Below are 15448 nucleotides of genomic sequence, written 5' to 3'. Positions count from 1 at the left end.
AAGAGAAGAGATGAGTTAAGATGAGAATAGACCAGTTTGAACTTTTGAAAAAAATACTGGTAAACATAAGCCAAAACAGTCCCTTTTACAAGGATAAATTTCAAAAAAACGGTGTAAACATTGATGATATAAAGTCCCTTGAACAAATAAAAAATCTTCCTTTTACTGTAAAGGAAGAACTTAGAGATGCCTATCCCCTTGGATTACAGTCGGTACCCGATGAACAGATTATCAGAATACATTCGTCATCCGGAACCACAGGTAAGCCGATAATCATACCTTACACTGCGCAGGATGTCTCAGATTGGGCAGAAATGATGTCAAGAAGCTTTAGTATAGCAGGAGTTACACCCGTTGACAGGGTTCAGATTACACCGGGCTATGGACTGTGGACAGCGGGTATAGGTTTTCAGGCAGGCGTTGAAAGACTTGGCGCAATGGCTGTTCCCATGGGCCCAGGCAATACTGACAAACAGCTCCAGATGATGGTGGATTTAAAATCTACAGTTATTATAGGAACATCATCGTATGCACTTGTACTGGCGGAAGAGGTTGAAAAAAGAGAAATAGGCTCTGATATTCATTTAAGGAAAGGTATTATTGGTTCAGAACGCTGGGGAGAAAAAATGAGACAGCGTATAAAAAATGAGCTTAACATTGATATATATGATATTTACGGCCTTACAGAGATTTATGGTCCGGGTATAGCTATTGACTGTCCTTGCCACGACGGGATGCATTATTACGATGATTACCTTTACTTTGAAATAATTGACCCTGTAACTGAGGAGGTTCTCCCGGTGGGAGAGGTTGGTGAGCTGGTAATAACCACTCTTCGAAAAGAGGGAGCACCGCTGTTGAGATACAGAACAAGAGACTTGACCAGAATTATTCCGGGTAAATGTGAGTGCGGTCTGGAATATCCACGTATTGACAGGATTATCGGTCGTACTGATGATATGGTTAAGGTAAAAGGAGTAAACATCTATCCCGGCCAGATTGATGAGATACTAAAGGATGTTGACGGAGCAAGCAGTGAGTACCAGATTATTATTGACCATTTGAACGGAAAGGATGTTATGACTCTAAAGGTTGAATATAATTCCGATGGTGATACCGAACGTGAGGAAATTGAATCCAACATCGTTGACTTATTCAAAAAAAGAATCGGAATACATATTATAGCCGAGGCCAGTCGCATTGGCAGCCTTCCCAGAAGCGAAAAAAAGAGTAAGAGAATTATTGACTACAGACATAGTTAAATAAATTATAGAAAACAGGCAGTTTGCTTTAATAAGCAGACTGTCTTTTTTTATATATTTCTAGCAATTTGAACCATTTACAGTTTGTTCACAATTCAAACACAGGGAAAACATAAAAATTTAATAGTATTTTAATAAAAGAGTTATGTATTTTACTTATTTTGAAGAGGTGGATTTAATGGGGAAAGGTACTAAAAAGTGGAGTCGTAAGAAAATTATAACACTTGTGATATCACTGGTGGTTGTTTTGGCTGTAGCAGTGGGTATATTCCTTGTAGTAAGACAAAGAGAATCAAAGAGTACAACAGCATCGGCAAAAAGGACTACACAAGTAACCAGAGGTAATATCGAGGTAAGTCTTTCAGGGTCAGGAACAATTGAGTCTGCCAGTACATCAGATGTTATGTCAAATGTTCAGGGCAAAATAATCAAGTCATATAAAAAAGTAGGGGATACCGTAAAAAAAGGTGATCTGCTTTATGAAATGGATGATACGGACGCAAAGCTTCAGATTCAGAAAATCCAGAATTCTATTGAACAGCAACAGTTGAGCGAAAGCAATACATCAAAAAACTATTCAAATATGGCGGTTACTGCACCATTTAGCGGTAAGGTAACCGGAGTTTCAGCAGTAAAGGGAGACAATGTAAATAATGGAATGAGTCTTTTTACAATCACAGATACTTCAAAGCTTAAATTATCCGTTCCCTTAAGTACAGCAAACATTCCATATGTAAAAATAGGACAGTCGGTCAAGGTTAATCTGCAGCAATTCACAGATACCATAAGCGGTGTAATTACTGAAATCGGTGACAACACTCATACAGCATCCACAGGGGGAATGGTAAGAGATGTGATAGTTACAGTAAATAATCCGGGAACTTTAACAGATGAATCAATGGCCAGCAGTGTTGATTTCAAGCTCACTAACGGTACAGAGGTAAGCTCAAAAGAAGAAAGCAGATTTTCCTACGCAAGCAGGGAAACGGTGAAAGCACAGGCACAAGGAACTTTGGCGGCAGTAAATGTTAAGGAAAACCAGTTTGTAAAAAAAGGTGACTTACTGGTGAGAATTGAAAATGACCAATTGCAATTGACTTCCAAAACTGACAGTCTCAAGTTGCAGGATCTCCAAAATCAGCTGGATGCCGCACAAAAGCAGCTGGAGGACTATAAAATCATCTCGTCAATAGACGGTACCGTTACGGTTCTGGCATATAAAACGGGAGACAGTGTAAAATCAGGCGATACCCTAATTAGTATACGTGACTTTAATCAAATGCAGTTCGTTATTTCAATAGACGAACTTGATATATCGAAAATAAAAGTTGGCCAGAAGGCAACTGTCACAGTAGACGCGCTGCCGGAAACATCAGAACAACCTCTTAGCGGGGAAGTCATAGGCAGGGCAATGGAAGGCACTTCATCAAATGGAGTAGCTACCTACGATGTTACTATAAAAGTAAATGAAACCAAGAATCTTCTTGCCGGAATGAATGCTAATGCAAGTATTATATTGAATAAGTCGGAAAATGCACTTAGGATTCCCCTTGAAGCGGTAACTAAAATGGGAGACAGGTCCTTTGTGAGAGTAATGTCAGACGGTGAAGAAGGGCAGTCCGATTCGGAAAGCAGGGGCACGGAGGGTAATCGGAGCGGTACAGGAGAATTTGACCGTAGCAGTAATAAAAATGGTGCGGGCGGCACGGGAAGAACCAGAATGTCTGCAGGATTTATGCAGAATCAGGAGTATTACAAGGATACTGTCATGAAGCAAATAGAAGTGGGATTGAATAATGATGAATTTGTTGAAATAAAAAGCGGACTTGAAGAAGGAGAAATAGTTGTGCTTCCTCCGTTAGTTACAAACACTGTAACCGGAAATACCAGTACTCAGGGAGGTTTTGGTTTTGGAGGTTTCGGAGGTATGGGCGGAATGAACCGACCTATGGGAGGAAGCTCCGGAGGTGGAAGTAGTAACAGAAGTACAAACAAAACTTCAGGCAGCGGTAGCTCAGGAACAAATAATTCCGGCGGCAATGCACCAGGTAATAATCCCGGAGTAAATAATTCGGGAGGTAATTCCGGCAGTAGACAACCGATAGGAGGAAACTAGACAAAAACCGGCCTGCTGCTGCAGGCATTGGAGGGCTAAAAAGTAATGATACAAATATCCAATATGTGTAAAATATATGAGATGGGAGAAAATTCCATATATGCACTCAACAATGTTTCACTGCACATTTTTAAACACGAATTTGTTGCAATTGTAGGCCCGTCCGGGTCAGGCAAGTCTACATTGATGAATATGCTGGGCTGTCTGGATGTGCCTACAACTGGAAATTATGTTTTAGACGGGCATGAGGTCAGCAAGCTGAACGACAGTCAGCTTGCTGAAATAAGGAACAAGAAAATAGGCTTTATTTTTCAGGGCTTCAACCTTCTAAAAAAACTTACGGCGATTGAAAATGTGGAACTTCCATTAATCTATCAGGGTATAGGTCACAAGGAAAGACATAGAAGAAGCGTAGAGGCATTAGAGATGGTGGGATTGGGAGATAGAATTTACCACACACCAAATGAATTGTCAGGAGGTCAGCAGCAAAGGGTTGCAATAGCACGTGCACTTGTCAGCGATCCACCCCTGATTCTGGCGGACGAACCTACCGGAAACCTTGATACCAAATCAGGTACGGAAATTATGAAAACCTTACATGAACTTCACAAAAAGGGAAATACAATTGTGCTGATAACCCACGATAATAATATAGCTGCTCAGGCTCAAAGAATTATAAAAATTCAGGATGGCATGATTACCGAGGATAAGGAGGCGGTGTAGATGGGCTTCTTTCAAGCCTATAAAATGGCCTTGAAAAGTATATCCGGCAATAAGGTCAGATCATTTCTTACAATGCTGGGAGTAATAATAGGTGTCGGCTCCGTTATAACCGCTGTAGCATTTGCCCAGGGAAGTACAAAAAGCATAACGGATTCAATTGAGGGACTGGGCAGCAACCTAATATCAATAAATATTACCGGAAGAAACAGCAACAGAAATATAACCTATGACGAGCTTAAAACTTTTGCAGATGGAAATTCCAATGATATCAGTATGATAGCTCCGGTTGTAAACGGCAGTATGACCCTGAAGGCAGGGACAAAAAGCAGAAATTCAACGGTGATTGGAACCAGTGAAGAGTATGAATATATAAGGAGCAGACACGTACAGTCGGGACGTTTTATTTTATCTTTTGACAATGATTATAAGCTGAAAACGGCAGTAATAGGAACGGCTGTTGCCAATGACCTGTTTGAGGGACAGAATCCTGTAGGTCAGACACTGAAAATAAACGGTCAGGTGTTCAAAGTAGTAGGTATACTTCAGCAGATTGACGGGGGACAGGATTCTTCAAGTGACGATCAGGTAATCATTCCGGTTACAGTTGCACAAAGATTAAGCAAAAACAGCAGAATATCAAACTTTACGGTACAGGCTGCCGATGCTGACACTGTGGATACCGCCATGGCGAAGCTTAATGTATACCTGACAGGAATTTACGGCAGTACAGATGCATTTACAGTAACCAATCAGGCACAGATGCTGTCCACTCTGAATTCAATTACAGATACACTTATGGTCGTACTTGGAGGTATAGCAGCTATTTCTCTTATAGTTGGTGGAATCGGAATCATGAACATAATGTTGGTTTCGGTTACAGAAAGAACCAGAGAGATAGGTATTAGAAAAGCAATAGGGGCCAAACGTAAAAATATCATGATACAGTTTTTGATAGAGGCAGTTATGATAACAGGTATTGGCGGAGCCTTGGGGATTTTAATCGGGTTATTCTGTATACGGTTTATAATCGGAGGGTTCAATATAACCACCCCGGTATATTCACCCTTCTGGATGATGCTTTCTTTTGGTATATCACTGGGAGTCGGTGTTATATTCGGAATGTTTCCCGCGTACAAAGCTGCCAGACTTAACCCCATAGAAGCCCTTAGATTTGAATAGGAAAAAACTTAACAGGAGGTTAAAAAATGTTCAAAAAGATACTAGCATTAACACTGGCTTTTATTATAACTTTATCAACAATTGCATTTGCAGCAAACACACCTTCCCAGACTGTCTGGAAGGATTCTTTCAATGAACTTAAATCATTGGGAGTGGTCACTGATTCGGATTTCAAGACAACGGGGAATATATCAAGAGCAATATTCTCAAAAATAATTGTAAATGCCACAGGCAACAATGATATGGCTAAATCATTGGCCGGCTCATCAACATTTGCCGATGTATCAACTAAATCGGCTTACTGCGGATATATAAATGCATCAATTAAAAAGGGCTATATGTCTGCATTGGCTGATGGAAGCTTCAGACCCAATAATGCACTGACATTGGCCCAATTATGTACTGCGGTTATCAGGGCTTTGGGATACACGGACAGCGACATTGTAGGAGGGTGGCCCGGGGGATATATAGAGAAAGCAGAAAACCTTGGTATTACCAAAGGATTTACTCTGAAAAGCGGGGATTCAGTTCCGGTAACTACCGCAATAGTAGTTATTGACAGAATGATGAATACTTACATAAAGAAAGTAAACCCCGGAGACAGCGATAAAACCCTTAAAGACACCGTAGGACTTGCTGATGATCAGAGTAACCTTACATATGGAAAACCGGAGGTTGCATTTAATTTTAAGCCAAGCTCAAAGAAACTGGGAAGTATAACTTTTAATACAAGTTTACCTGTATTACGAAATACTGTAAACAATTCAGTTACTCCTGCAACAAGTACTATCGGAGAATCCATAACTTTAAACGATATAAAGGACAAGGATGTTGTCTATCCCGTATATAACAAGCTAAATGTACTTATTTATTACCTTGTTTTAGATAACAAAGTTGACGGACAGATTACAAGCATACTGCCAAGCAAATATGCACCCAAATCCATAAAAATAAATAATATAGAATATCAGCTTGGAGATTATGCAAACCTAAGCAGTTTCAATTCTTCAAAAGGGGCCTTTAAGGTAGGCGATACTATATCCGCAGTACTGGGATATGACGGTAAAGTAGTTGAAGCATATTATACCGACAATTCAGATAATAAGGATTACGCATTTGTTGAAAACACCTCAACAGTGGTATCAAAAGATGCGGCGGACTACGGAAAGATTTATTATACTGTGGATTTAATGCTAGTAGACGGAACAACAAAGACTTACAAGGTAAAAGAGGACCCCGGACAATACAAATGGAAGTTGATAAAATATTCGGCTGTTACGGAAGATACCATAACCCTGATGAACCTTACTTATATGACTCCAACCGATGTTACGATAGATAAATACGAAAAGAAGATTAATCAGGGCTATGCTGCAGATAACATAAAAATATTTAATTACACTGATTCTACAGTGAGACTGGTAAATTTAAATGATATTCCAAACGGTATACTCAGAGCCGGAAAGGTACAGTATATAGGAACTACAGGTGATTTTTCGGATGTAAATATAATGCTTATAAACGATGTCTTTGATGAACAGTATAAAAACTGTGTAGTTCAGAAAATACAGGTTCCTGACGGAAGGGTAAATTCATACACCTACACTTTATTATCAGGTTCAAATAAGTACACATATACAACTCAGGCTGAAATACCGGGAGCAACTGTTGGAGCAGTTTTTAAAATGAAAATGTATAATACCAGTATAAATTCATTTGCACAAATTAAAGACCCTGATGCTCTGGGCTGGTTCGTTCAGGCTGTGGACAGCAAGCGTATTATGATTAATAACTGGGTTTATATGTTCAGTCCCGAAATGACAGTTTATTTAGTAGATTATGCCGGCAATATTTCTGTAAAAAAAGTAGCTGACGTTGTCACTGGGACAAATGCATCCTATACGTCTGTGAAGCTTTACTGTGACAGGCCTCTCAACAATGGGGGAAGGGTTCAGACAATGGTTATAAGCATGAAATAGATTAATAAAAAACTCAATAATTATATTTAAATCTGAAGATGTAACCCTGAGCAATTATGGCTAAGGGTTACATCTTTTTTATGGAGAAAATAAGAAAAAAATTTTCCATGGAAAAATTGTATATATTTGTTGATTTGACTAATAATAATATCAACAATATCTTGGAGGTGAAAGAATGCATTCTGATTCAGATACTTCTGAATGGGAGAAATGGAAATCCAGCCTGGGAAAGGTAGTGAATACAGCAGAGGCAGCAGGCATGTCGGAACGGGCAGTTGACAGTATTGCATATAGGGTCGGGAACGTACTTAATGCAGTTGTTGACCCGGACAATGTTCATCAACGGGTTTTGAAAGAACTGTGGAAAGTAGGAGATGATGAAGAAAAAAAGACACTTGCCAATATGATTGTAAAATTGGTAAAAAGCGATTAGTAAGATTATTTTGAATAAAGCCTTATGATCCTTTACAAAAGGATTATATATAAATTAAAACAATATATAGGAGGAAACTTTTTATGAAAAAGATTTTTGCATTAGTTATAACATTAGGTTTAGTTTTAAGTATGGCAGCATGTAATAAGGCCACTACACCGGGACCTTCAACAACTTCACCGTCACCGACTTTAAAGACGCCGACCACAACATCACCTACTATGACTGCGCCGACATCACCTGCAAAAACATCTCCATCACCTTCTAAAACATCTCCATCAGCGTCAACAGCTACTCCCTCAAAGTCAGCTCAGGCAGGAAGCTATAAAGATGGAACCTATTCTGCAAAAGGTGATGCATGGGAAAATGGACAGGAAGAAGCTATGGTTACGGTTAAGAACGGAAAGATTTCTGATGTATCACTGAAAAGATTGACCAAGGATGGTAAGGCAGAAGTTGATTACGCCTTGTTTGACGGTAAAGTTCATAATGGAAAACAGTATCCTAATCTTAAAGAGTTTAAAGAGACAATGGCAAAAAATATGGTTCAAAAACAAAGTGCACAGGTTGATACCATTGCAAGTGCGACAACAACAACAAAGAATTGGACAATAGCAGCACAAAGAGCACTTGATAAAGCAAAGAAATAAAACAAAAAAATCCGGGCATATAAACATGTATATATTCCCGGATTTTTTTTATGGTATTATTGTATAATTATGCATATTGCATTTTTATATTAAAAGGAGTTAAAATAAGACCATAAAAACTGGCAGAGTAGATTTTTGTGCGTCAAGTGCCGGAAGGACGGGAAGTTGCCTTTCGGACGAAAAACAATAGGTTTTATTGTTTGCGGTACAAATTTCGCATTCCGCTGCCACCAAAAAGGGAATACCTCTTTTGTGTGGCTTCTACTATTTTTAAGGGGCTTTTTATTTTGTCCCTCACATTAAAAGGAGGTATACATAGTGTACGGAAATGTCAAAAAAATGGTTTTGGCAAGTCTTTTTATTGCCATCGAAATTATCACTACAAGATTTTTATCTATTCAGACTCCAATTAACAGAATATCATTGGACTTTATCCCTCTAGCCTTATCGGCAATTATACTTGGCCCTTATACAGCAGGTGTGACAGCTGCGATAGCAGATATCTTCGGTATGTTAATTTTTCCCAAAGGAGGAGCCTACTTCCCGGGGTTCACATTAAGCGCTTTTGTATCAGGGTTTTTGTACGGGTTCATCCTATATCAAAAGAAGATAACAATAAAAAGATGCTTTTTTGCAGTCCTTACAGTAATAATTTCAACATCCCTTGTACTTAACACAATCTGGTTGGTAATTATTACAAACAAGGCAGCATTTGCCATATTAAGTGCAAGAATCGTAAAAGATTTAATAATGCTGCCAATACAAACGTTTTTTATATATTATGTATGGCGTGCAATTGAGTCTACAGTAAAAAATACTTTAATATTCAATAAGACTTTTTAAAAGTTATTACGTATTTATTATAAACGATATTTAGGAGTTGATGGGGAATTTGAATAAGAAGTTTTTTTCATCTATTGCAATTTTATCAGTAGTTAGTATGCTTTTTCTGACAGCCGGTTGTGGTGTAAGGATAAACGGTAAGGACTATACTATATTCAAGGCAAATGATCAAGTTGACAAAAAGGGTGACAACCTTGTTACTGAAGAAGCTGTCAGAAGTGAGTCTGAAGAGGGCAACAATAAAATTACTGAGGAAATTGGAACCGGAGAAGTTCTTAACATTAGCAATAATGCCGGAAACATAACAATTAAAAAGTCTGACGATACCAAACTTGTTGTCGAAATTGAAAAAAAGATAAGAGGAGTATCTTCTCAACAAATAAAAGACGTATTTCGCAGTATGGACGTACTTTTGGAAAGAGATGGGAAAAACTTAAATGTTGTATTGAAGACAAAAGCCGGTAATGATTTTTGGGATTGGAATAAACACGAATTAGGCCTTTTGAAGTGTAGTGTTAATTTTATTGTGTCGGTTCCAGAAGGACTAAAGGAATTAAATACAGAAACAGGAGCGGGCAATATTGATATCAAAGGCATATCTGCCAAGATATCTGCCAATACTGGAGCCGGAAACATTGACCTTGATAGCGTTTCGGCAACAGGAGAAACAACACTGGAAACGGGTACGGGCAATGTAGATTTTGACGGAGATATAGACAAAGTTACCTCCTTTACTGCCTCAACAGGAGTTGGAAATGTTAGATTGAAAGTGCCTGAAAATACAAAGATGTCTCTTAATGCAGAAACCGGTCTCGGACATTTATCTGGTTTCTTTGTAGATTCAGATGAAAAAGTCAAAAATAGCTTTAACGGAGACATAAACGGGGGCGGCCCGGAGGTTGAGCTAAGTACAGGTGTTGGAAACACAGAAGTTGAAAAAGAATAAATAGAAGCCGTTCATAGCACTGAGTAAAAGGTATGAACGGCTTTGTTATAAATACTCCCTTATAGGACTGCCTTTAGCGAATGCCATAAAATATCACATAGTTCGCAATTATTACTATCACCGGAATACATTTCAGTTAAAGAAGCATTTTTTCCCATGTCAAAGGTTTTGTCATCAAATGCAACTGAAAGGGAAAATTCGCAATCTCCGAAATTTTTTCGCTCAAGAATATCAATCATTTGACCTATATCCAGAAGAGGAAGACAATCCTCTTTGTTAAAGGATTCAGGCCTTTGAAGTTCAAAACTGAAATCTTCATCTATGGAGAAATCCTCTGCAAAATCGTCATTCAGGCTATCATCAGGATGTTCTGTATCCGTATCTGTATCGCTCTGCGAATTATTTTCAGCTGGCATTGTAAAAAGATTATCAGGCAAAAACTTCATATCGTAGAGAATAATATCATTACGCTTGGTTATGTTGAGTCCTCCGATAACAAATGTAATCTGATTGTATTTTTCCTCAGCGGCATCTACACAAACATTGGCAACTGCAACATCGTACGCCTGGGGAAGCCATAAATCACAGAGATTTTGTTTTTGTTCAACTGTAAGTTCCGCAAGGTCTTTATCAGTTATTCTTAGTTTCATATTATTTTCCTCCGACTTCAATTTGCTTAAAAAGTTACGGAAAATTGTACCAATTTTACCCGTAGAAATATTATATTATAAAGTTTGTTTCTTGTCATAAATATTTTATTTTTAAGTCGGTATAATACACCGTACAGCGTTAAAGTTAGTTTATAACACTTGACAGAGAACACAAGTTTGATAAATAATGTTTAGGTGGATGATTATACAAGTATTTTATGGAGGTTTTACAAATGACAAAGGATAATAGAAAGAATGAATATGGGAATGAGAGTATTTCATCACTCAAAGGAGCTGACAGGGTAAGGCTTCGCCCGGGTGTTATATTCGGTTCGGACGGGTTGGACGGCTGTGAACATTCTTTCTTTGAAATTTTGTCAAACTCAATAGATGAGGCCAGAGAAGGCCATGGCAATGTTATAGAAGTTACAAGGTTTGCAGACAAATCAATAATGGTTCAGGACTGGGGAAGAGGTTTGCCTGTAGATTACAACACAAAAGAGGAACGTTTCAATTGGGAGCTGGTTTATTGCGAACTGTACGCAGGAGGAAAGTACCAGAACAACTCCGGCGAAAACTATGAGTATAGTCTTGGATTAAACGGACTTGGAGCATGTGCAACCCAATACAGCTCGGAATATTTTGATGTTACAGTTTTCCGTGACGGATACAGATACGACCTTCACTTTGAAAAGGGTGAAAATGTCGGAGGGCTTAAAAAAGAGAAATGTAAATATGACAAAACGTCTACCATTCAAAAATGGAGACCGGATATAGATGTTTTCACTGAAATAGATATCCCTCTGGAACATTATCAGACGGTATTAAAAAAACAGGCAGTAGTCAATGCAGGGCTTAAATTTATTCTAAAAGATGAAGTATCAGGGGAAACCTTTATATACCTCTATGAAAACGGAATAGTTGACTATGTAAAAGAAATAACAAAAGATACAGGTTTTACTGAAATTCAGTATTATGAAGGTGCTGCAAAGGGCAGGGACAGAGAGGACAAGCAGGAATACAAGGTAAAGATGCAGTTTGCCTTCTGTTTCAACAACCAGACAAACCTTCTGGAGTACTATCATAATTCGAGCTTCCTTGAATACGGAGGTGCACCGGACAAGGCTGTGAAAAATGCATTGATATACGAAATTGACAAGTCCATAAAGGCAAGGGGAAAGTATAATAAGGATGAGTCAAAAATAACCTTTGCAGACATTGAGGACAGTCTTATACTGGTTGTTAATTCTTTTTCAACAATAACCAGCTATGAGAATCAGACAAAGAAATCTATAACCAACAAGTTTATTCAGGAAGCTATGACGGACTTCCTCAAGCAGCAACTGGAGATTTACTTTATAGAAAATAAGATTGAGAGTGATAAAATTATAGAGCAGATTCTGGTTAACAAAAGGAGCAGGGAAACCGCCGAAAAGACCAGAATCAATATAAAAAAGAAGCTTAGCGGCAATGTAGACATTTCCAACAGGGTAAAGAAATTTGTTGACTGCCGTACAAAGGACATAACCAAAAGAGAAATCTATATAGTTGAGGGTGATTCAGCTCTGGGAGCCTGCAAACTTGGAAGAGACGCAGAATTTCAGGGGATTATGCCTGTAAGGGGAAAAATTTTGAATTGTCTTAAAGCTGAATATGACAGTATCTTTAAGAGTGAAATAATTGTAGACCTTCTCAAGGTATTGGGCTGTGGTGTTGAAATCAAATCAAAGCATAACAAGGATTTAAACACCTTCGACCTGGCAAATCTCAGGTGGGACAAGGTAATTATATGCACTGATGCGGATGTGGACGGCTTCCAAATCAGAACTCTTATATTGACTATGCTTTATAGACTTGTCCCTACACTTTTAACTGAAGGAAAAGTATTTATAGCCGAGTCACCTTTGTTTGAGATAACCTGTAAAAATAAATCCTACTTTGCATATACGGAAAAGGAAAAGGCGGAAATTCTGGCAAAGCTTGAAGGCAACAAATATACAATCCAGCGTTCAAAAGGACTTGGAGAAAATGAGCCGGAAATGATGTGGCAGACAACTATGAACCCTGCTTCAAGACGGTTGATAAAGGTAATGCCAAGTGATGTAGAGAAAACTACTATGATGTTTGACGTACTGTTGGGAGACAATCTGGCAGGCAGAAAGCAGTTTATAGAGGATAATGGCAGCAAATATCTTGATATGATAGATGTGAGCTAAAAAAACAAAATCACTGCACTTTAAATATATCGGAATAAAGGAAAGAGGCAAAAAATGACTCATAAAAATCTGGTTGAACAAAATATCACAGAAACTCTGGAAAGTAACTATATGCCTTATGCAATGAGTGTTATAGTTTCCAGAGCCATACCTGAAATCGACGGTTTTAAACCTTCCCACAGGAAACTTCTTTATACCATGTATAAGATGTCCCTTTTGACGGGAGCAAAAACCAAGTCTTCCAACATTGTAGGGCAAACCATGAAACTGAATCCTCATGGAGATATGGCGATTTATGAGACAATGGTAAGAATGACCAGAGGTAATAATGCTTTGCTTCATCCGTTTGTAGATTCTAAAGGAAATTTCGGAAAACAATATTCAAGGGATATGAAGTTTGCAGCACCAAGGTATACCGAAGCAAAGCTTGATAAGATATGTGAAGAAATTTTTAAAGATATTGATAAAAACACTGTTGATTTTGTTGACAACTATGACGGAACAATGAAAGAGCCTGTTTTGCTGCCAACTACTTTTCCAAGTATTCTGGTGAATTCAAATCAGGGTATAGCTGTTGGAATGGCCAGCAATATCTGCAGTTTCAATCTTGAAGAAATATGCAAAACAACATCAGCACTTATTGATGATGAAAATATAGTTATCGAAGATTATCTTCAAGCTCCTGATTTTTCTACCGGAGGCCAACTGATATATTCCGCAAAGGAAATAAGGGATATATACAACAACGGAAGAGGGAGCTTCAAGGTTCGTGCAAAATATAATTACGATAAGGTAAACAATTGTATTGAAATTGTTGAAATACCTTATACAACAACGGTTGAAGCTATTATCGACCAGATAATAGAGCTGATAAAGGGTGGAAAAATCAGGGAAGTAACTGACGTCAGGGATGAAACAGATTTAAGTGGTCTTAAGCTGACCCTTGATCTCAGAAAGAATACTGACCCGGACATGCTGATGAAAAAGCTTTTCAAGCTTACTCCGCTGCAGGACAGCTTTAATTGTAATTTCAACATTCTTATAAACGGCAGGCCAAGGGTAATGGGTGTCAGGACTATTTTGAATGAATGGCTGTCTTTCAGAGTTGACTGTATGAAACGCCAGATATTATATGATATACAGAAAAAGAGTGACAAACTTCATTTGTTAATGGGTCTCAAAAAGATACTTTTAGACATTGACAAGGCAATTGAAATAATTAGAAAAACTGAACAGGAAGCTATGGTTGTACCGAATTTGATGACCGGCTTTGAAATAGACCAGATACAGGCTGATTACATAGCGGAAATTAAGCTGAGAAATCTTAACAAGGAATATATACTCAACAGGGTAGGCGAGACGGACAATCTCACAAAGGAGATAGCAGAATTAAAAGATATTCACGGAAACGATAAGAAAGTAAAAAAGATTATCCAAAAGCAGCTTAGCGAAATAGCTAAAAAGTACGGTAAACCAAGGCGTACCGAAATCATAAGCGATGAGCAAGTAGAAGAAATTACTACAGAGCATTTTATAGAAGACTACAACTTAAAGGTATTTCTTACGGAGCAGAACTACCTAAAAAAGATACCATTGGTTTCTTTAAGGGCAAATCCGGAGCATAAGTTAAAGGATGAAGATACAATAGTTCAGGAGATAGAGACTCATAATAAGGCGGATTTACTCCTGTTCACCAATAAATATAACGTTTATAAATCAAAGATTTATGAAATTCCAGACTGTAAGGCAAGCAGTCTGGGAGAATATCTTACGAACCTCCTTGGTCTGGATAGTGATGAAAAAATAATATATATTACTGCAACGGATAATTACGAGGGTTATATGCTGTTCTTCTATGAAAACGGCAAGGGTGCAAAAATTGATTTGTCTGGGTACGCCACCAAGACAAACAGGAAAAAGCTTGCGAATGCTTACTATAATGGCTCACCGCTTATAAGAATGTTCTTTGTAACGGAGGATATTGAGTTGATTGCCATAAGCAGCATTAATAAGGTCCTTGTATTTGATACGGGAAGTATTAGTATAAAAACAACAAAAAACTCACAGGGAGTTCAGATTCTTACTTCAAAAAAGGGCAGTATTATGACAAGCATAAAAACACTGGATGAAATGGGATTATCTAATATTGATTACTACAGAACAAAAAATATCCCGGCGATAGGGTGCTACATTAAAGAAGAAGATAAGACTGAAAATCAGATGAGTCTGGATTTAGAATAATATATAAAAAAAGTATCTGACAAATTGTTAGATACTTTTTTGTTTTATTACAATGATATGGAGTTTTATTTAAGAGTACATTACATAATTGACATATATAGCAAACTGATGCAATAATGGTAAAACAAGTAATTAATTACAATTTTATCATAATTGAAAGGTTACGATATATGTTACAAAAAATCACAGAAAAAACAGTAATAGTATTCA

The 15448-nt window shown here is 37.9% G+C and carries 12 protein-coding genes and 1 riboswitch; of the genes, 11 read left to right on the top strand and 1 reads right to left on the bottom strand.

Translation table 11 applies throughout. The features are described 5' to 3' along the window. Positions 1-20 precede the first annotated feature (20 nt). From L323_RS37270 to L323_RS37230, 9 genes are all read left to right on the top strand, one after another. Positions 21-1262 (top strand): phenylacetate--CoA ligase family protein, encoded by a 1242-nt coding sequence (locus tag L323_RS37270; protein ID WP_020816775.1) that lies wholly within the window; start codon positions 21-23, stop codon positions 1260-1262. Positions 1263-1440: 178 nt separating this feature from the next. Further along, entirely contained in the window at positions 1441-3378 is a 1938-nt protein-coding gene (locus L323_RS37265; RefSeq protein ID WP_020816774.1) for an efflux RND transporter periplasmic adaptor subunit, read from the top strand. Positions 3379-3423: 45 nt separating this feature from the next. Next, positions 3424-4101: an ABC transporter ATP-binding protein gene (locus tag L323_RS37260; protein ID WP_020816773.1), complete on the top strand. Its 678-nt coding sequence runs from the start codon at positions 3424-3426 to the stop codon at positions 4099-4101. Continuing rightward, a complete protein-coding gene (locus L323_RS37255; RefSeq protein ID WP_020816772.1) occupies positions 4102-5280 on the top strand; it encodes an ABC transporter permease in 1179 nt (392 codons plus the stop codon). 26 nt (positions 5281-5306) lie between these two features. Continuing rightward, positions 5307-7259 (top strand): S-layer homology domain-containing protein, encoded by a 1953-nt coding sequence (locus L323_RS37250; protein WP_020816771.1) that lies wholly within the window; start codon positions 5307-5309, stop codon positions 7257-7259. A gap of 175 nt (positions 7260-7434) precedes the next feature. After that, a complete protein-coding gene (locus L323_RS37245; protein ID WP_020816770.1) occupies positions 7435-7692 on the top strand; it encodes a DUF3243 domain-containing protein in 258 nt (85 codons plus the stop codon). 83 nt (positions 7693-7775) lie between these two features. After that, on the top strand, positions 7776-8342 hold the full coding sequence (locus L323_RS37240; RefSeq protein ID WP_020816769.1) for an FMN-binding protein: 567 nt from the start codon (positions 7776-7778) through the stop codon (positions 8340-8342). A 121-nt stretch (positions 8343-8463) separates the two neighbouring features. Beyond that, positions 8464-8571, top strand: a riboswitch (THF riboswitch). An 89-nt stretch (positions 8572-8660) separates the two neighbouring features. After that, complete coding sequence (locus L323_RS37235) at positions 8661-9185, top strand: folate family ECF transporter S component (RefSeq protein ID WP_020816768.1); 525 nt, start codon at positions 8661-8663, stop codon at positions 9183-9185. 49 nt (positions 9186-9234) lie between these two features. After that, entirely contained in the window at positions 9235-10131 is an 897-nt protein-coding gene (locus L323_RS37230) for a DUF4097 family beta strand repeat-containing protein (protein WP_020816767.1), read from the top strand. Between the two features lie 59 nt (positions 10132-10190). On the opposite strand, the gene L323_RS37225 is transcribed toward L323_RS37230, so the two are convergent. Further along, the gene (locus L323_RS37225; RefSeq protein WP_020816766.1) at positions 10191-10781 is read right to left on the bottom strand and encodes a hypothetical protein; all 591 of its coding nucleotides are present in this window, start codon (positions 10779-10781) and stop codon (positions 10191-10193) included. A 233-nt stretch (positions 10782-11014) separates the two neighbouring features. On the opposite strand from L323_RS37225, the gene L323_RS37220 reads away from it, so the two are divergent. Together L323_RS37220 and L323_RS37215 are read left to right on the top strand one after the other, a co-directional pair. Beyond that, the gene (locus tag L323_RS37220) at positions 11015-12997 is read left to right on the top strand and encodes a DNA gyrase/topoisomerase IV subunit B (protein ID WP_020816765.1); all 1983 of its coding nucleotides are present in this window, start codon (positions 11015-11017) and stop codon (positions 12995-12997) included. A gap of 54 nt (positions 12998-13051) precedes the next feature. After that, positions 13052-15238, top strand: coding sequence for a DNA gyrase/topoisomerase IV subunit A (locus tag L323_RS37215; RefSeq protein WP_020816764.1), 2187 nt, complete (start codon positions 13052-13054; stop codon positions 15236-15238). The last annotated feature ends 210 nt before the right edge of the window (positions 15239-15448 follow it).

Origin of the sequence: Ruminiclostridium papyrosolvens C7 (assembly GCF_000421965.1) — a bacterium.
Lineage (GTDB): Bacteria > Bacillota > Clostridia > Acetivibrionales > DSM-1351 > Ruminiclostridium > Ruminiclostridium papyrosolvens_A.
This window is presented reverse-complemented; position numbering and strand designations above follow the sequence as displayed.

Excerpts from the sequence above, each read along its gene's own strand:
- L323_RS37270 (WP_020816775.1), top strand. The coding sequence starts at position 21 with ATGAGAATAGACCAGTTTGAACTTTTGAAAAAAATACTGGTAAACATA.
- L323_RS37265 (WP_020816774.1), top strand. The coding sequence starts at position 1,441 with ATGGGGAAAGGTACTAAAAAGTGGAGTCGTAAGAAAATTATAACACTT.
- L323_RS37260 (WP_020816773.1), top strand. The coding sequence starts at position 3,424 with ATGATACAAATATCCAATATGTGTAAAATATATGAGATGGGAGAAAAT.
- L323_RS37255 (WP_020816772.1), top strand. The coding sequence starts at position 4,102 with ATGGGCTTCTTTCAAGCCTATAAAATGGCCTTGAAAAGTATATCCGGC.
- L323_RS37250 (WP_020816771.1), top strand. The coding sequence starts at position 5,307 with ATGTTCAAAAAGATACTAGCATTAACACTGGCTTTTATTATAACTTTA.
- L323_RS37245 (WP_020816770.1), top strand. The coding sequence starts at position 7,435 with ATGCATTCTGATTCAGATACTTCTGAATGGGAGAAATGGAAATCCAGC.
- L323_RS37240 (WP_020816769.1), top strand. The coding sequence starts at position 7,776 with ATGAAAAAGATTTTTGCATTAGTTATAACATTAGGTTTAGTTTTAAGT.
- L323_RS37225 (WP_020816766.1), bottom strand. The coding sequence starts at position 10,781 with ATGAAACTAAGAATAACTGATAAAGACCTTGCGGAACTTACAGTTGAA.
- L323_RS37220 (WP_020816765.1), top strand. The coding sequence starts at position 11,015 with ATGACAAAGGATAATAGAAAGAATGAATATGGGAATGAGAGTATTTCA.
- L323_RS37215 (WP_020816764.1), top strand. The coding sequence starts at position 13,052 with ATGACTCATAAAAATCTGGTTGAACAAAATATCACAGAAACTCTGGAA.